This window comes from Citrobacter sp. Cb031 (assembly GCF_030336725.1).
Taxonomy (GTDB): Bacteria; Pseudomonadota; Gammaproteobacteria; order Enterobacterales; family Enterobacteriaceae; genus Citrobacter; species Citrobacter braakii.
This window is the reverse complement of sequence record NZ_JAOWDA010000034.1, coordinates 840,156-857,409: the sequence shown is the minus strand read 5'-3', so window position 1 is coordinate 857,409 and position 17,254 is coordinate 840,156. Positions and strand designations below refer to the sequence as shown.

Below are 17,254 nucleotides of genomic sequence, written 5' to 3'. Positions count from 1 at the left end.
CCTCATTGTCTGGACATAAGGAAAGCTTAATGGAAATTTCCCCGTTTAAAGATACGCTTCGCATTGCGCTGGTGGGTGATTACAGCCCTGATATTGTGGCGCATCAGGCCATTCCTCTTGCTATCGATGATGCCGCTGCCGTCCTGGAATTAGTGGCTGATTATGACTGGCTAACCACCTCTGATATTAGCAGCAGTGAAGATCTGATTGGCTATGATGCTATTTGGGTCGTTCCTGGCAGTCCATATCGGCACCTGGAAGGCGCACTGATCGCGATCCGCTACGCGCGTGAAAACAGCATCCCATTCCTCGGGACCTGTGGCGGTTTTCAACATGCGATTCTGGAGTATGCCCGCAACGTGCTGGGCTGGAGTGATGCTGCCCATGCGGAAACGGATACCACGGGGCGGATGGTCATCGCACCGTTGACCTGCTCGCTGGTAGAAAAAACGGATGATATTGAACTGAGGGCCAATACGCTGATTGCCAAAGCCTACGGACGGGGTGTTATCTCCGAGGGGTATCACTGCAACTATGGCGTATCAGAAGATTTTGCCGCCGAGCTTGAGAGCGGTGATCTTCGTGTGACTGGCTGGGATGAGGCGGGTGATATCCGTGCCATTGAGCTGGTGACGCATCCTTTTTTTGTCGGCACACTCTTTCAGCATGAACGTGGAGCGCTGGCGGGAAAACCCGTGCCGTTAGTTCAGGCAATGCTGCGCGCTGCGCGAGGATAAAAAAACGGGCAGGTTGTACCCAAACCTGCCCGCTGCATTATGCGCTTGCGATCTCCCGATTACGCCCTGCGCACAGACCAAACACTGCCATCAGTATCGCTAACACGGCGACCCCAGCTAATGGAATCAGCCAGCTACCATTGAGGTCGTGAATCTTACCCATCAGCGGTGGCCCACAGGCAGCCAGTAAATACCCGACGGATTGTGCCATGCCGGACAGGGCCGCGGCCTGATGCGCTGAGCTTGCACGCAGGCCAATAAAGGTCAAACCAAGGATCATCGTGGCGCCTGAGCCAAAGCCAAACAGTATGGTCCACAGCAAAGCCTGCCCGGGCATTACCGCGAATCCGGCTGCGCCGACGGCGCACATTAACGAAACCAGTGCGGCGATGGCGCGCTGATCCTTAAATCTGTTCAGGACGAGAGGGATCAATAACCCCGGCGCGGCGGTTGCCAGTTGCAGTAAACCATGCAACGAACCGGCCTGCGCTTCGCTGTAGCCGTGGCTGATTAAAATGGCAGGTAGCCAGCCAATAATCACGTAGTAGATAAGTGAATTGATCCCGAGAAACAGCGTCACCTGCCAGGCGAGGCTCGAGCGCCAGATCGCGCGGGAATGCAAAGCGCGCGAGTTGCTCAAACTGGCATTGGCCGTCTGGCGACATTGGGGTAACCAGATAATCAGCGCCAGCAGCGGAAAGACCATCAGTACCATCAGCGCACCGCGCCAGCCAAACCCGTTCAGCGCCAGCGGAACCACAATAGCTGAACCCAGAGCCGCCGCTGCGCCCATAGTCAGCGAGTATGCGCCAGTGAGTTTTGCCACATGCTGAGCAAAATCACGCTTAATCAGCCCAGGTAACAGCACATTTCCCAGCGCGATTCCGCAACCAATGATAGCGGTGCCGCTAAACAGGAAACCTGGCGTGGGCAGAGAACGTATCGCAATACCAGCGCAAATCAGTAGCATTGCGGCAAACAGGCTGCGTTCGATGCCCCAATGGCGTGCAACGGCGGCGGCCAGAGGCGATACCAGTGCGAAGGCCAGCAGCGGCAGGGTGGTCAGAAGTCCCGTCTGGGCGGTACTCAGGCCGTAGTCGGTGCGAATTGCATCCAGCAACGGGGCGGCTCCGGTAAAGGTGACGCGCAGCGTGGTGGCAATCATCAGGATCCCCGCGATCAGCCAGGCTGCGTTTTTGCCGCGGGAGGAAGGCATATTTGTCATTTTTTTCTCATATCGTCAGGCGAGGCGATACTTTAGCGTTTTTACTCAATGGATGAATCAAGCTAAAATGACAGTTTATCGCTAAAAACGGACATTTTTATGTTAGGACTGAGGCTGGATGGGTATGAGCCCGACCTTTACCACGATGCGGCGGTGGCGTTTTGTATACAGGCCCGGGAAGATGAACTCTTCAGTCCGCTGCATCAGCACCGTAAGGGGCAGTTGATTCTGGCCTTGCATGGCGCGATCACCTGTGAGGTTGAAAATGCCATGTGGATGGTGCCTCCACAATATGCGGTATGGATCCCCGGTGAAATTCCACACAGCAACCACGTTACCGTTGGGGCGCAATTGTGCTTTTTGTTTATTGAGCCGCAGGCAGTAGTGATGCCTGAACGCTGCTGCACCCTGAAAATCGCCCCGTTATGTCGGGAGCTCATTCTGGCGCTGGCGTCCAAAACGGATGATCAACGGCTGGAGCCGTCTACCCAGCGGCTGACGCAAGTGTTATTTGATGAACTCCCGCAGCAGCCGCAGGAGCAAATGCAGTTGCCGGTTTCCGATCACCCGAAAATCCGCAGAATGGTCGCGACGATGGCGCGGGAGCCCGCGCAGTGGCAGACGCTGGGACAGTGGGCCAGCGTATTTGCGATGAGTGAGCGGAACCTCGCCCGTCTGGTCGTTAAAGAAACGGGGTTGAGTTTTCGCCGCTGGCGTCACCAGCTTCAATTAATTCTGGCGCTGCAGGCGCTGATAGATGGCCATAACGTGCAACAGGTTGCGCAAATGCTCGGTTACGATTCGACCACGGCATTTATCACCATGTTCAAAAAAGGCCTGGGACAGACGCCAGGCCGTTATCTGGCTGGACTGGCTACTGCTTCCCAACAATCAATGACACCAGACCTGCCGCAATGAGCGGTCCCACCGGCACACCGCGAAATAGCGCCACGCCCAGTACCGTACCCACCAGTAAACCGGCCACAAGCTGAGGCTGGCTACCCATGAGCGTGACACCGCGCCCGCCAAGCCAGGAGACGAATACCCCGATGGCAATAGCGACCAGTGATTTCCAGTTCACAAAGGAGTGGATGAGCGTGGAGGGGGGGAGCGTTCCGCTGGCGATCGGCGCCATGACGCCAATGGTTAGAATTATAATCCCGACGGTCAGGCCCTGTTTTTCTATCCATGGAAAGAACGTATTCAGAGGGGTAACACGAACAATGATCAGCACCAGAATTGAAACAGCGACAGTGGTGTTGTGGCTGACAAAGCCCAGAGCTGCCAGTCCGAGCAGGATCAGCAGAGTGACATCAAACATCGTAGTTTCCTTGCCAAAAGAAAAAATAAGCCTGCTTACTGTACGCGTAAACGCGTGACGGAACAGGCTTTTTTTAATGATTATGATTTTTTTTGGGCTAATGCACGATGCTACGCTTTTACACCTGACTCGGGCGGCTATTGTACGCGGCGGAACGGGAGTAATTCCGGTTGCGCGATACGTAGGTAATCTGCGGTATCCATGATCACGGATTTTTCCAGCACTCCGGCATTGAACGCAATTTCATTAAAACGCTCAAACAATAGCGGATCGGCGACCAGCTTAAGTTTTGGATGGAAGCTAAACGGTGGGATAGCGCCAAATACGCAACCTGTCAGTGCATCGACTTCCGCCGGGCTGGCAAGTGATGCTCTTAACCCGCCGATATGACTGGCTAACAGACTCAGGTCGGCCTGCTGGTCGGCAGAAAGAATCGCCAGGACATGCTGATTAACGCCGTTGCCTTTGACCTTACAAACCAGCGCTTTTGCTCCCTGGCCCAGTGCGGTACCGCGAATTTCAGAAACCGCTTCACATTTGCCGACCGCTTCATGGCTTACCACGCGATACGTTGCGCCTTGTTCTGACAACAGCGAAATTAAACGCTGATGCGTTGCGTTACCTTTGTTCACTTCCGTCATGACTTACTCCTGGTACAACAATGAAAATCCTGTCAGAAAAATGATTACGCATCCGCGCGTTTTTTCTGTTTGTTCAGGTAGAGCTGTGCATCGGATGCTTTGTAGGCATCATCAATGGTGTCGTTTGGCTGCATATTATAAATCCCTGCGGAGAAGCTGATTGCTCTATCTTGCGCAATAATTTGTAAGTTATAGCGAATCCTCTCCAGCAGACGAGGCGTTAATTCAGCGGGGTAATCGATGAGGATAATGCAAAACTCATCCCCACCGAGGCGGATGGCATAGTCGTTTTTGCGAATCGAGGTTTGAATGGCTCTAGCCAGAATGGTGATAATGCGATCGCCTTCCTTATGCCCCAGCGTATCATTAATGACTTTTAGTTTATCGCAATCAATGGCGATAAAGGTCACAAGGGTGCCCGCGTTTACCAACTGCTGTAAACGCTGTTCGAGCGTCGGCGTTAAAATTTTGCGGTTGTAGAGCCCGGTCATCGCGTCACTGATATTTTCACGCGTGACGTTGTGATACAGCCGAAAATGCGTTCTGACCATATTCAGCAACAGTATTGTCGCTAGCAGATAGAAGGCGAATACTTTCCAGGAGGAGACAATAAAGTACATAAAATCAAGCGATAAGGTGATGCGTATACCGCCGGGCATGTCCTCCTGGTAGTGAACATAGCTAAACAGATTGTTCTCACTTTGGTGAACGAGTATCTCTTTACCTGAGTTGATGTCCGAAAGCGTCACGTTAAGATAGCGCCAGACGAGAGGGCGGTCGCTGGTATAGAAAATATTCTTTAAATTCTCTTTGTTAATATCCACCATCACCACGCCTTTTAACTTACCGGCATAGTAGACCGGTGTTAAAAAGCTCATCACTTTTTTCTCGGTCAGGTTATCTTCATAAATACGGGAGATTACCGTGCGGCCAGTGAAAATACCGTCAATATCATTCTGGTTGATACCCAGGTTTCCTTTTTGCAAAAACGACCAGTTGTGTATCGCAAATTTCCGCGAGTCGACCAGATCAAAGAAATAGACGTAGTTATTTTTGAGATCGACGTAATATCGAAATTTATACTCCTGCATACCTAAACCATGACCGTAATCTTTCTGCTCACGATTAACGTTTACCGCCCGGTCAAAAGAGGGCAGTAGAAATATGTCTTCAAGTTTCTCGCTACATTTTGTGGTGGGGGTTTGCAACGTACCGTGTAATGGTAGGTAGTTATGCTGGGTGAGGTTGAGCCCATGAGTGCCGTTAACGCTGTCGAAAGCGTTGCAAAGTGCTTTTTGTTGCTCGATAGAAGCGGGTTCCTGGGGGGATGAAAATGTGCGCATCAGATGGGCTGCAATACTTTGATTAGTATACTTATCATAGAGAAACGACGAGTCGGCTTTCTCATTGATATAGCGCATGTACGCATTCATTGCTTTATCGCTGGCAATGAGCTCATAAACCAAAAAAGAAAACGTCAAAACAACTACGCTGACGGAGATAAAGAGCCTGAGCGCTTTATGATGCAATTGCATAATGATGTACAGCCCTGTAAGTCTGATACTTCAGTCTATCACACGGCATACATCCGCTCTAACGCTACTGGGAAGGGCATTTTGTAATAAAAATCATTCGCGTGCTTCACCTTTAACTCTTGTTGTTGTATTTATAATGCAACTTATAAGAAAGGAGACAAGCAGGTGAGCGCGACTGATAAAGCGGGCCATACGTTCTTAGCCAGCCTGGGCAAAACCCGTCTGCGTCCGGGGGGCGTTGAAGCAACAGAGTGGTTGTTCAGCCAGTCACAGCTGACGCCCGACAGCCAGGTGCTGGAAGTGGCGTGTAACATGGCCACGACGGCGATAGAGTTAGTTCAACGTTTTGGTTGTACGGTATACGCCATTGATATGGATAAAACCGCACTGGCAAACGCCAGAAATAACGTGGCGGCAAATGGTCTGGAAAATCACATTCACGTTATGGCAGCTAACGCTAACACCCTTCCATTTGCGGATAACAGTTTCGACGTTGTGATCAACGAAGCCATGCTGACAATGTATGCCGATAAAGCGAAGGCGAAGTTAATTGCCGAATATTATCGCGTATTGAAGCCCGGCGGGCGTCTGTTAACTCACGACATTATGTTCACCGCACAAAAACTGGGCACGGGCGAGCAGGGCCAGCTTGTAGAGGTAGTGAAATCAAACGTTAGCCCGATGACCAGCCAAGGCTGGCGCGATTTATTTCTGAACGGTGGGTTTGCACAGGTCTTGCAGCAGAATGGTGATATGTCGCTGATGTCGCCGCGAGGATTAATTCGTGATGAAGGGCTGACTGGGGCGGTTAAAATTGTGTTTAACGGCTTACGCACACGCGAAAATCGTCGCCGGTTCCTGAAAATGTTTCGCTTCTTCCGTTCGCAACGTCACCAGCTAAACTACATTGTCTGCTGCTCCGTAAAGGGAAAATAAAAAGGATAAACGGATGAATATTGATAAAATGAAAAATCAGCATGTTGAAATTCTGGAGAAAATATCATTTCTACGTACGTTGAGCCATGCAGGCGTATCATCCAATGCCCAGGAAATTGCAACTGCGATCGTTAGCATGAGTGCCATTATAAAAACACATTTGTTTGCTGAAGATCAGTTCCTTTATCCACATATTGAGCAGGATGGAAATAGTACGCTCAGACAGGTTAGCTCAAAATTTCAACGTGAAATGACGGATATCGTCAGCGAATATGAAGTTTTTTCCCGGCGCTGGAATATTGCCAGTAAATTAAAAGGTAATGATGAGGCATTCAGACGTGATGCCAACAATGTTCTACGCAAAGTGTATGAGCGTATGCAAAAAGAAAATAAAGACTTCTATCCGCTGGTGGAAAGGATGTAGGGTGTTTTAAAACACAATGATAAAAGGATGGCGAAGTGTCAGAAAAACACTGGTCGAGAATGGAGTACCTTCATCAGACAGTGACCAACCCTAATATAGTTATTAAGGGTACGCATAGCTATTACAGTGACTGCTGGGATCAAGGATTCGAACGTTCGGTGGTGCGGTATTTACTCGGTGATGAGATCAGCCGGGACTGGGAACCGCTTGGGCATTTGGATAAGTTGATTATTGGGAATTTCGTCTGCATTGGCGCTGAGAGCGTTATTCTGATGGGGGGAAATAGTACGCATCGGCTTGACTGGATCAGTCTTTATCCCTTTATGGCGTCGATCAAAGATGCCTACGAGTTTCGGGGTGACACGGTGTTGCATGATGGTTGCTGGTTAGGCATGCGCGCCATGATCATGCCAGGCGTTACGCTCGGGGAAGGCGCTGTTGTCGCAGCAGGTGCGGTGGTGACTAAAGATGTGCCACCGTATGCGGTAGTCGGCGGCAATCCGGCAAAAATAATAAAATATCGCCTACCGGTGGGGGATATTGAACGAATACTGGCCCTTAATTTGTATCAACTTCCGGAAGAGTCGCTCGTGAAAATGCAACCGCTGTTGTCTTCTGGCGATATTTCCGCGCTCGAAGTGGAAGTGGCTAGCCTGAGACAAAATGCTAAATGACATAACATGTGGTCGAAACGCGAGGTCATAAAAATCAACCAGAGGAGATAACCTCTGGCTGATTTATGTATGTGGTTAGCTATTGCTGGTTGTACTTTGCTTATGAAACAGTTCGCGAAAGACCGGATAAATATCATCCTGGTCGCGGATATGCTGCATCGCAAAGTTTTCAAACGTTGATTGCAGATGTTCGTATTCACGCCACAAGGTCTGGTGCGCGCGGCGGGTGATTTCGATATAGCTATAATATCGCACCATCGGCAGCAGTTTTTTCGCCAGAATCTCATGACACAACGGGGAATCATCCGCCCAGTTATCACCGTCCGAGGCCTGTGCGGCATAGATGTTCCACTGAGCCGGGTCGTAACGGTCTTTTACCACTTCATCCATTAACTTCAGCGCGCTGGAGACAATGGTTCCCCCGGTTTCCTGAGAGTAGAAGAACTCGTGCTCATCCACCTCTTTCGCCTGGGTATGGTGGCGAATATAAACCACTTCCACGTTTTTGTAGGTCCGACTCAAGAACAGATACAGCAAGATATAAAAACGCTTGGCCATATCTTTGGTCGACTGATCCATTGAACCGGAGACGTCCATCAGGCAGAACATCACTGCCTGGCTGGAAGGATCGGGCCGTTTTTCATAATTCTTGTAGCGTAAATCAAAGGTGTCGATAAACGGCACGCGTTCGATTTTTGCCCGTAGTTCGGCAATCTCTTTGCGTAACCGTTCCTCTTCCAGCAACTGCGCTGGTTCACTTTTTGCGATGGTTTCCAGATCCGCTTCGAGCGCATGCAATTCGCGACGCTTACCTGCCGTCATCGCTGTGCGGCGCGCCAGTGAGTTTTGCAGGGAGCGCACCACGCTGATGTTGGCAGGCACGCCGTTAGAGGTGAAACCTGCCCGGTGCGTTTTGTACTCCGTTAACTGACGCTGCTGATTTTGCTTCAGGTTAGGAAGTGCTAAATCTTCGAACAACAGATCGAGATATTCATCTTTAGAGATCTGGAAGACGAACTCATCCTGACCCTCGCCATCCTGGCTGGCCTGGCCTTGTCCGCTTCCTGAACCACCGCCGCCGCCCTGCGGGCGTTCAATGCGGTCGTTCTGCACAAAATGGTCGTTACCCGGATGCACGCGATGGCGCAAGCCGCCACGCCCCTGATGGAACATCGGTTCGCTAATATCATCAGTCGGAATAGAGACAGATTCGCCGCTATCCACATCAGTCACCGAACGCTTGTTAATGGCCTCGGAGATCGACTGTTTAATTTGCGATTTATAACGGCGTAAGAAGCGCTGGCGGTTTACCGTGCTCTTGTTTTTGCCGTTAAGACGCCGGTCAATAAACCAGGTCATAAGCCCCCCGTACTGCATTTGCCAACTTTATGCTACATCAGTAACGCCGGATGCGCTGAGCATATCCGGCCTACGGATGTGTATTGTAGGCCCGGCAAGCGTACGCGCCTCCGGGCACTTATTTTAAGACGATTTACGTACGCGCAAATACCATTCGCACAGTAAACGTACCTGCTTACGCGTGTAGCCTTTTTCCATCATCCGGTCGACAAAATCGTCGTGTTTTTTCTGCTCGTCAGTTGAGGTTTTGGCGTTGAACGAAATGACCGGCAGCAGCTCCTCGGTATTGGAGAACATTTTCTTCTCAATGACCGTGCGCAGTTTTTCGTAACTGGTCCAGTTTGGATTGCGACCGCTGTTATTCGCTCTGGCACGCAGAACAAAGTTGACGATCTCGTTACGGAAATCTTTGGGGTTACTGATACCCGCCGGTTTCTCAATTTTCTCCAGTTCTGAGTTCAACGACTCGCGGTCAAACAGCTGACCGGTATCCGGGTCGCGATACTCCTGATCCTGAATCCAGAAATCCGCATAAGTGACATAACGGTCGAAAATGTTTTGTCCATATTCGGAATAGGATTCGAGATAAGCCGTCTGGATCTCTTTGCCAATGAACTCAGCATATTTCGGGATCAGATAGCCTTTCAGGAACTCAAGGTAACGTTCTGCCAGCTCCTGCGGGAACTGTTCGCGCTCGATTTGCTGCTCCAGTACGTAGAACAGATGCACCGGGTTAGCTGCCACTTCGGCGTGGTCAAAGTTAAAGACGCGTGAGAGGATCTTAAACGCGAAGCGCGTGGAAAGACCGTTCATTCCCTCATCGACCCCGGCGTAATCCCGATATTCTTGATAGGACTTCGCTTTTGGATCGGTATCTTTCAGGCTTTCCCCATCGTAAACGCGCATCTTCGAGTAAATGCTCGAGTTCTCAGGCTCTTTCAGGCGAGAAAGAATGGTAAAGCGAGAGAGCGTTTCCAGCGTGCCTGGTGCGCAAGGCGCATGGGTCAGCTCACTGTGGTTAAGCAGTTTTTCGTAAATTTTGATCTCTTCGGAGATCCGCAGGCAATAAGGCACTTTGACGATGTAAACACGGTCAAGGAACGCCTCATTGTTTTTATTATTACGGAACGTCACCCATTCGGACTCGTTCGAGTGGGCAAGAATAATTCCGTTAAACGGCAGGGCAGAGATACCTTCTGTCCCGTTGTAGTTTCCTTCCTGGGTTGCGGTCAGCAGAGGATGCAGCACTTTAATTGGTGCTTTAAACATCTCAACGAACTCCATAATCCCCTGGTTTGAGCGGCACAGTGCGCCCGAATAACCGTAGGCATCAGGATCGTTCTGGGCGTGGTGTTCGAGTTTACGAATATCCACTTTCCCGACCAGCGCAGAGATATCCTGGTTGTTTTCATCACCAGGCTCCGTTTTGGCAATAGCGATCTGCTCCAGAATAGACGGCCAGACTTTGACAACGCGGAATTTTGTAATGTCCCCGCCAAAATCATGCAGACGTTTTGCAGCCCAGGGCGACATGATCGTACCGAGATAACGACGTGGGATCCCATACTCTTTTTCCAGGATCTGGGCGTCTTCCTGCGGGTTAAACAGGCATAACGGATGATCGTTTACCGGGCTACGCTCGCCGTTGGCGCTCAGGACATAAATCGGTACTCGCTGCATCAGCGACTTCAGCCGCTCAGCAAGAGATGATTTCCCCCCTCCCACAGGCCCCAGCAGATACAGAATCTGCTTCTTCTCTTCCAGACCCTGAGCCGCATGCTTCAAATAAGAAACAATCTGCTCAATGGCCTCTTCCATGCCATAAAACTCTTCAAAAGCAGGGTATCGTGCAATCACCCGATTCGAAAAGAGTCGAGAAAGACGAGGTTCGTGGGCAGTGTCGACCATGACAGGCTCACCAATAGCCATTAATAGCCGCTCTGCCGCATTGGCATAAGCGCTGCGATCTTGCCGACAAGTGGTAAGAAACTCCTGCAGCGTGAACTCTTCGTCCTTGGCAGCTTCATAACGCTGGCGATAGTGATCGAATATATTCATGGTATGCCGTCCTTTCGTTTTTTTAGCACATGTTAAGAGCCGTTCATATGAATAGTAGAGGCCCCTGAAGAGGTAAACTGAACGACGTCGCTGCTGAAGAAATAAGCAACTCTCATGCCATTGTGGTGGTCAGGAGATCAACGTATTCGGTGATACACCTTCTAAAATTAAGCGTAGATGGCATTTGCAAAACTTGCCTGTGTGCGCAAATGAATTTCAATGGCATATCAATAACTCATCAGCAAAAAAAGCATATCTTTTGTAAATCTAAGGGGCAGGATTCATGCGGTGTTCACTGTCCTGCAAGCAAAATGTCATCACTCGCTGAGAAATTAGGGGGTTACATTCTGGGGCGAATCCGTAAAATAGTTGGGCTGAAGCGTATTGACGGTTAAACTTTGACCGCTACACATTTAAATAAGGAATTATTGACTGTGACCAAACTCAAACTTCTGGCACTTAGCGTGCTTATCGCCACTTCCGCTAACGTCGCACAGGCAGAGAGCAACCTGACGCTGGGCGCAGGCGTTGGTGTGGTTGAGCACCCTTACAAAGATTACGATAGTGACGTTTACCCGGTCCCGGTTGTGACTTATGAAAGCGATAACTTCTGGTTCCGTGGTCTGGGCGGTGGTTACTACCTGTGGAATGACGATACCGATAAGCTGTCGGTGATGGCCTATTGGTCGCCAATGTACTTCAAACCGGGTGACAGCGACGACAACCGTCTGCGTAGTCTGGATAAACGTAAGAGCACCATGATGGCTGGCCTTTCTTACATTCACAACACGCAATACGGTTTCCTGCGTACCAGCCTTGCAGGCGATACGCTGGATAACAGCAATGGTATTGTATGGGATCTGGCGTGGTTATACCGCTATACCAATGGCGGTTTGACGTTGACTCCGGGGATTGGTGTCGAGTGGAACAGTGAAAACCAGAATGAATACTATTATGGTGTTTCACGCCATGAATCTGCCCGTAGCGGCTTGCGTAGCTACGATCCTGAAAGCTCCTGGAACCCGTATCTGGAGCTCAGCGCAAACTATAACTTCCTGGGCAACTGGAGCGTATACGGTACTGCGCGTTATACCCATCTGTCTGATGAAGTGACAGACAGCCCGATGGTGGACAAATCCTGGACGGGTCTGATTTCAACGGGTGTTACCTACAAGTTCTGATGCCATTGCGTGTCAAACACTAGCCCGCAGAGATGCGGGCTTTTTTGTGCATATCAGAGATGAATATTGATCCAAAACATGTGATTTGATTTTTTGTGCTGTTTTGGCATTACATCTGCCGCAACAAATAGTTAACGTATTTTTCCTGCCGCAATTACCAAAATTAAACCTGTTGTTTGATGAGACTGAAATCTATTCGTTTGTGAATGGAAGAATATCTGTACAGTTTCACGAATCATTGTTCTGGGAGAGTGATTTCTGGTTACGCAATATATTGATAATATTCTATTTTATAATCACGGTATAATTTTATCGTGAAACTCTCGCCACTAAAAATAGCAAGATAACTATTTTATTATTTTTGTGTGACGATGAAAGTTAACTTTCATTTGAAAAAAATAAAATCATTAATTTAATTTTTATTTTACATCTTTTAGGTATTTATCTGAAAAAATTAAAATTGACATTAAATAAGCGATTGCAGATATTACTCCAACTTAATAAGTAAAGACAGTAACGCTGCATGGCTCAGATATTAAATGTCATGTGGTTTTCTTGCGAATAAACCTGGTAGAGATAATGAAAAAGTTAATCATGATAGCAGTGATGGGTGGGATTCTGACGGGATGTTCCACCGAGGCTTCACGCATGAGTGCTTGCGAAAGCAAGGGCGTGAGCCGCGATTCCTGCTATATCGCTGAGCAAAACCGTCAGGCGACAATCAATGCCGTAGCTGAAAAACAAGCTATGGAGAACGCGCAAAACGTATATAACTCAAATGATACTAATTCCAGTCATCACCACAAACACAATAATTATTAAGGTGTAACTTATGAAGAAATTAATAATTATCGCTGCACTGGTCGCAACATCTGCGGCTGCACCAGCCTATGCCATCAGCGAGGCTTACCGTCAGCAGTTACAGCATGAACATAAAACGATGGTCAGCGATGCTAATGCTCCGCTGCAAGCCAGTAAAATCACACCCGTGCATATGAATAAACTGGGCGTAGACTTTAAACGTGGCGCTGATGGTATTGCTTATATTAATGGCAAAGCTGCGGCAAATGATGAGAACAATGCAGACGCTCAGTCTTATAGCGCGGGCTTGATTACCGTCATTGTCTATAAAAACGGGAAAATTAACGCGATGAAAGAGGGGAAATATTTAGGTCGCTTAAAATAACCGCAGTGCAGTTAAGATTTTCTGTCATTCGGCCCGGGAGCATTGTTTGTTCCCGGGTTTTTTATTGCCGTTGCCATAGCGGTCAACTTCCAATCTTAGAAGGTGCAATTTGTGCACCCTAACAGGACACATGCCAGTTGTTTTGCTTTACTGTGGTGCATTAACACAGGAGGGCGCGATGACAGCGAAACAGGTGATGTTTACAAAGCAGGTATCGCTGCCTGCTATTGGGCAGGGAACATGGTACATGGGCGAGGATCCTTGCCGACGCCGGGAAGAGGTTTCAGCGCTGCGGGCTGGTCTGGATCTCGGTCTGCGGTTGATCGATACCGCCGAAATGTATGCAGATGGTGCAGCGGAAGAGGTAGTGGGTGAAGCATTAATCGGGCGTCGTGATAGCGCTTTTTTAGTCTCGAAAGTATACCCCTGGAATGCCGGTGGTCAGAAAGCCATTGCCGCCTGTGAGGCGAGCCTGCGTCGACTAAAAACCGATTATCTGGATCTCTATTTGCTCCACTGGACGGGCCGTTTTTCATTTGCTGAGACCGTTGATGCCATGGAAGCACTCATTGCGCAGGGGAAAATCCGCCGCTGGGGCGTCTCTAATCTCGATTACGATGACATGCAGGCGTTATGGCAAGTCACAGGTGGGCGGGAATGTGCCACTAACCAGGTGCTTTATCATTTAGCATCGCGCGGTATTGAATATGATTTACTGCCGTGGTGCCAGCAGCAGCAGATGCCGGTCATGGCTTACAGTCCGCTGGCTCAGGCGGGGCGATTGCGCGGTGACTTGCTTTCTCATTCTGTGGTGAACGACATCGCGCACGCGCACAATGTTAGTGCTGCGCAGATTTTGCTGGCATGGGTGATCCGTCTGCCGGGCGTGATGGCGATTCCAAAAGCGGCAAGCATAGCGCATGTCGAACAAAATGCCGCCGCGCTGGAGATAACGCTCTCTGTTGATGAGCTGAAGCAGTTAGATAAGGCATATCCAGCGCCAAAGGGTAAAACGGCGCTGGATATGGCCTGATTTGCCGAATGGCGATGCTCACGCTTCTTATCCGGCCAACGCAATGTTTGGTAGGCCGGATAAGGCGCAAGTTCCGTCAGGCTACAGACACAATTTTAGCGTTTAGCAACGCGGATAGTTTGTGCCAGGCGTGATGGTTTTTCTTCGCGGGTTTTCTGCGGCGCGGTCGCGTAAGCCGTCTCTACGCAAACAAACGTTTTATAGCCGTCATCCGGCATGTCGCCCATGCTAACGGACAGCGCCGGACCCGGGTTCCAGCCCACGACATTCAGATGGTGATGATGGACGACGTCGATATTGCGGTTGAGCGCATCATCATGGATAACGCTGCACGCTTGCGGATTCAGATAGACACGATCGGTGCGGTCCGGGAAGGTCTGGATACCATCAGCCAGCACATCTTCTTTAGCATCATTCACTTTGTCGATCAGGCGATCGCCAAGTCCACTGACTTTTACTGCCGCAATGTCACCGACGTTGAAATAGGTATGCAGCGCAGAGGTGGTTTCAAATTCACCGTGGGCTTCCAGTTCCATTTCACAGGTGGCACCTACTTTGAAACGGGCCAGCAGGCAGAACTCGTGCGGCCATAGCTGACGCGTTTCAGCGTTGCTTTGCAATTCAAACGTCAGCACCACGCCATTGTCGTCTTCGTTGTGCGCTTTCAGCGTCCATGGCAGGTTGCGGGCAAAACCATGAGAAGGCAGACCCTGCTGAGCAGCCGGGCCAAACCACGGCCAGCAAATTGGTACGCCGCCACGCAGCGCTACGCCGGCTTTAAACGGGGTATTGTTACTTAGCCACAGGACTTCCTCTTCGCCGTTGGGTTTCCAGGAAAGAAGATGTGCGCCCTGCAGTGCGAAAGATGCTTTAACCTGTGGATGATCGACCACAAGAATCTCAAGTTCATCAAGCTGGCGGCGGGAGAGGACCGGGGTAATTTGTTCGATTACCGGAAGTGCAAAAATTTTATTAATCATTATGCAATCCTTTTTTTTACCCTAAATAATTCGAGTTGCAGGACGGCGGCAAGTGAACGATCCCGATGAGCTTACAGAAGTAAGTGATTCGGGTGAGAGAGCATTGCCAACACACCGGTAACTTGAAGTATGACGGGTATCTTCAGGCAAAAAAAAGAGCGACCTGAGTCGCTCTTACAGATTACTGTTTCATCTCAACTTATTTGGAGATGTGAGCAATCAGGTCCAGAACTTTGTTGGAGTAGCCGGTTTCGTTGTCGTACCAGGATACCAGTTTCACGAAGTTGTCGTTCAGTGCGATACCAGCTTTAGCATCGAACACGGAAGTGCAAACTTCACCGTTGAAATCGGTAGATACTACGTCGTCTTCGGTGTAACCCAGAACGCCTTTCATCGGGCCTTCGGAAGCAGCTTTGATTGCTTTCTTAATTTCTTCGTAAGAAGCAGCTTTTTCCAGACGAACGGTCAGGTCAACAACAGATACGTTCGGGGTAGGAACGCGGAACGCCATACCAGTCAGTTTGCCATTCAGTTCTGGCAGTACTTTACCTACAGCTTTAGCAGCACCGGTAGAGGACGGGATGATGTTCTGGGATGCGCCGCGGCCGCCGCGCCAGTCTTTGTGAGACGGGCCATCAACGGTTTTCTGAGTAGCGGTGGTCGCGTGAACAGTAGTCATCAGACCTTCGATGATGCCGAAGTTGTCGTTGATAACTTTAGCCAGCGGAGCCAGGCAGTTAGTGGTGCAGGAAGCGTTAGAAACGATGTCCTGACCTTCGTATTTGTCAAAGTTAGCGCCTTTAACAAACATCGGAGTGTTATCTTTGGACGGACCAGTCAGAACCACTTTTTTCGCGCCAGCAGTGATGTGCTTACGAGCGGTTTCATCTGTCAGGAACAGGCCAGTAGCTTCAGCTACTACGTCAACACCAACTTCGTCCCATTTCAGGTTAGCCGGATCACGTTCAGCGGTAACACGGATTTTTTTACCGTTTACGATCAGATGACCGTCTTTCACTTCAACGGTACCGTTGAAACGGCCGTGAGTGGAGTCATATTTCAGCATGTAAGCCATGTAGTCAGCGTCTAACAGGTCGTTGATTGCAACGATCTCGATGTCAGAGCGTTCTTGAGCAGCACGGAAAACAATGCGACCGATACGGCCAAAACCGTTGATACCTACTTTGATAGTCATATATTCCACCAGCTATTTGTTAGTGAATAAAAGGTTGCCTGTAAAATTACAAAAACCTTACGCAGCGTCAAGCGGAATCGTGTCAATCATTGCGACAAATCAATCTGCTGCTTAAGCTTTGCGCAACTGACTCGCCTCACTCTTCCTTTGGGCTTGAAACCACATGGGGTCGGCGGCCCGAATTTTAAAGGGCAATCAAGATAAAAACGTGATTGTGATCACGAATTGCAGGCTGCCATTTCGCACGGATCAAGTTTAGAACAAAAGTTCGCACTCTGGTGTTAATGTTTTGTTAGAATCTGTCTCGCGATGTGAGTTTAGATAAAGCGAGATGTGAGCAAATGGCTAATCAACCTTCTCCAGAAGAACTAAAAAAAAATTTAACCGAAATGCAGTTCTACGTGACGCAGAATCACGGGACAGAACCGCCATTTACCGGGCGTTTGCTGCACAACAAGCGTGACGGAATCTACCACTGTTTGGTCTGTGACAAACCGCTATTTCGTTCCGAGACAAAATATGACTCTGGCTGCGGCTGGCCCAGCTTTTACGAGCCTGTCAGCGCAGAGGCTATCCGTTACATTAAAGATACTTCACACGGTATGCAGCGCATTGAAATCCGCTGTGGTAACTGTGATGCGCACCTGGGGCACGTCTTCCCGGATGGTCCGCAACCTACCGGTGAACGTTACTGCGTTAACTCAGCCTCTTTGAACTTCACCGATGGTGAAAACGGTGAGCAGACCAAAGGCTGAAGAAACGATTCAGC

General features: G+C 49.5%; 17 protein-coding genes and 1 pseudogene. 10 read left to right on the top strand and 8 right to left on the bottom strand.

Annotated elements, in window-relative coordinates; translation table 11 throughout:
- The first annotated feature begins 29 nt into the window (after window positions 1-29).
- Entirely contained in the window at window positions 30-737 is a 708-nt protein-coding gene (locus OGV93_RS20585) for a CTP synthase C-terminal region-related (seleno)protein (protein ID WP_016156299.1), read from the top strand.
- A 37-nt stretch (window positions 738-774) separates the two neighbouring features.
- Here OGV93_RS20585 and OGV93_RS20580 read toward each other — a convergent pair whose 3' ends face one another.
- Window positions 775-1,962, bottom strand: coding sequence for a CynX/NimT family MFS transporter (locus tag OGV93_RS20580; protein WP_169330192.1), 1,188 nt, complete (start codon window positions 1,960-1,962; stop codon window positions 775-777).
- Window positions 1,963-2,061: 99 nt separating this feature from the next.
- Between OGV93_RS20580 and OGV93_RS20575 the strand changes: the two are divergent.
- A pseudogene (locus OGV93_RS20575) lies at window positions 2,062-2,860 on the top strand (AraC family transcriptional regulator).
- Here OGV93_RS20575 and OGV93_RS20570 read toward each other — a convergent pair.
- The 3 genes from OGV93_RS20570 to dgcJ all read right to left on the bottom strand — a co-directional run bounded on the left by OGV93_RS20570 (window position 2,837) and on the right by dgcJ (window position 5,459).
- On the bottom strand, window positions 2,837-3,283 hold the full coding sequence (locus OGV93_RS20570) for a DUF441 domain-containing protein (RefSeq protein ID WP_016152803.1): 447 nt from the start codon (window positions 3,281-3,283) through the stop codon (window positions 2,837-2,839). The pseudogene OGV93_RS20575 and the gene OGV93_RS20570 sit on opposite strands and share 24 nt — an antisense overlap.
- A gap of 137 nt (window positions 3,284-3,420) precedes the next feature.
- Window positions 3,421-3,924 carry a YbaK/prolyl-tRNA synthetase associated domain-containing protein gene (locus tag OGV93_RS20565; protein WP_046275927.1) on the bottom strand — a complete coding sequence of 168 codons (504 nt, stop codon included), beginning with the start codon at window positions 3,922-3,924 and terminating at the stop codon, window positions 3,421-3,423.
- Window positions 3,925-3,968: 44 nt separating this feature from the next.
- Window positions 3,969-5,459, bottom strand: coding sequence for a diguanylate cyclase DgcJ (gene dgcJ / locus OGV93_RS20560; protein ID WP_016152805.1), 1,491 nt, complete (start codon window positions 5,457-5,459; stop codon window positions 3,969-3,971).
- A gap of 165 nt (window positions 5,460-5,624) precedes the next feature.
- On the opposite strand from dgcJ, the gene OGV93_RS20555 reads away from it, so the two are divergent.
- From OGV93_RS20555 to OGV93_RS20545, 3 genes are read left to right on the top strand one after another with little or no spacing between them, the layout of a single operon-like run.
- The gene (locus OGV93_RS20555) at window positions 5,625-6,395 is read left to right on the top strand and encodes a class I SAM-dependent methyltransferase (RefSeq protein ID WP_286482783.1); all 771 of its coding nucleotides are present in this window, start codon (window positions 5,625-5,627) and stop codon (window positions 6,393-6,395) included.
- Window positions 6,396-6,408: 13 nt separating this feature from the next.
- Window positions 6,409-6,819: a hemerythrin domain-containing protein gene (locus OGV93_RS20550; RefSeq protein ID WP_016156304.1), complete on the top strand. Its 411-nt coding sequence runs from the start codon at window positions 6,409-6,411 to the stop codon at window positions 6,817-6,819.
- A 35-nt stretch (window positions 6,820-6,854) separates the two neighbouring features.
- Window positions 6,855-7,493, top strand: coding sequence for a CatB-related O-acetyltransferase (locus OGV93_RS20545; protein ID WP_170973730.1), 639 nt, complete (start codon window positions 6,855-6,857; stop codon window positions 7,491-7,493).
- 75 nt (window positions 7,494-7,568) lie between these two features.
- On the opposite strand, the gene OGV93_RS20540 is transcribed toward OGV93_RS20545, so the two are convergent.
- Both OGV93_RS20540 and yeaG read right to left on the bottom strand, forming a co-directional pair.
- Complete coding sequence (locus OGV93_RS20540) at window positions 7,569-8,852, bottom strand: YeaH/YhbH family protein (RefSeq protein ID WP_016152809.1); 1,284 nt, start codon at window positions 8,850-8,852, stop codon at window positions 7,569-7,571.
- A gap of 123 nt (window positions 8,853-8,975) precedes the next feature.
- Window positions 8,976-10,910, bottom strand: coding sequence for a protein kinase YeaG (gene yeaG / locus OGV93_RS20535; protein ID WP_016152810.1), 1,935 nt, complete (start codon window positions 10,908-10,910; stop codon window positions 8,976-8,978).
- 434 nt (window positions 10,911-11,344) lie between these two features.
- Here yeaG and OGV93_RS20530 point away from each other — a divergent pair, with 434 nt between their 5' ends.
- The 4 genes from OGV93_RS20530 (at window position 11,345) to OGV93_RS20515 (ending at window position 14,310) form a co-directional block, all read left to right on the top strand.
- The gene (locus OGV93_RS20530) at window positions 11,345-12,091 is read left to right on the top strand and encodes a MipA/OmpV family protein (protein WP_046275390.1); all 747 of its coding nucleotides are present in this window, start codon (window positions 11,345-11,347) and stop codon (window positions 12,089-12,091) included.
- 579 nt (window positions 12,092-12,670) lie between these two features.
- Window positions 12,671-12,913: a hypothetical protein gene (locus OGV93_RS20525; RefSeq protein ID WP_046275893.1), complete on the top strand. Its 243-nt coding sequence runs from the start codon at window positions 12,671-12,673 to the stop codon at window positions 12,911-12,913.
- A 10-nt stretch (window positions 12,914-12,923) separates the two neighbouring features.
- Complete coding sequence (locus OGV93_RS20520; protein WP_287110089.1) at window positions 12,924-13,277, top strand: hypothetical protein; 354 nt, start codon at window positions 12,924-12,926, stop codon at window positions 13,275-13,277.
- 178 nt (window positions 13,278-13,455) lie between these two features.
- Window positions 13,456-14,310 (top strand): aldo/keto reductase, encoded by an 855-nt coding sequence (locus OGV93_RS20515; RefSeq protein WP_287110087.1) that lies wholly within the window; start codon window positions 13,456-13,458, stop codon window positions 14,308-14,310.
- 95 nt (window positions 14,311-14,405) lie between these two features.
- On the opposite strand, the gene OGV93_RS20510 is transcribed toward OGV93_RS20515, so the two are convergent.
- Together OGV93_RS20510 and gapA are read right to left on the bottom strand one after the other, a co-directional pair.
- Window positions 14,406-15,290, bottom strand: coding sequence for a D-hexose-6-phosphate mutarotase (locus OGV93_RS20510; RefSeq protein ID WP_080858692.1), 885 nt, complete (start codon window positions 15,288-15,290; stop codon window positions 14,406-14,408).
- Window positions 15,291-15,489: 199 nt separating this feature from the next.
- Window positions 15,490-16,485: a glyceraldehyde-3-phosphate dehydrogenase gene (gene gapA, locus OGV93_RS20505; RefSeq protein ID WP_003030697.1), complete on the bottom strand. Its 996-nt coding sequence runs from the start codon at window positions 16,483-16,485 to the stop codon at window positions 15,490-15,492.
- 341 nt (window positions 16,486-16,826) lie between these two features.
- Between gapA and msrB the strand changes: the two genes are divergently transcribed.
- Window positions 16,827-17,240 carry a peptide-methionine (R)-S-oxide reductase MsrB gene (gene msrB / locus OGV93_RS20500; protein ID WP_016152816.1) on the top strand — a complete coding sequence of 138 codons (414 nt, stop codon included), beginning with the start codon at window positions 16,827-16,829 and terminating at the stop codon, window positions 17,238-17,240.
- The last annotated feature ends 14 nt before the right edge of the window (window positions 17,241-17,254 follow it).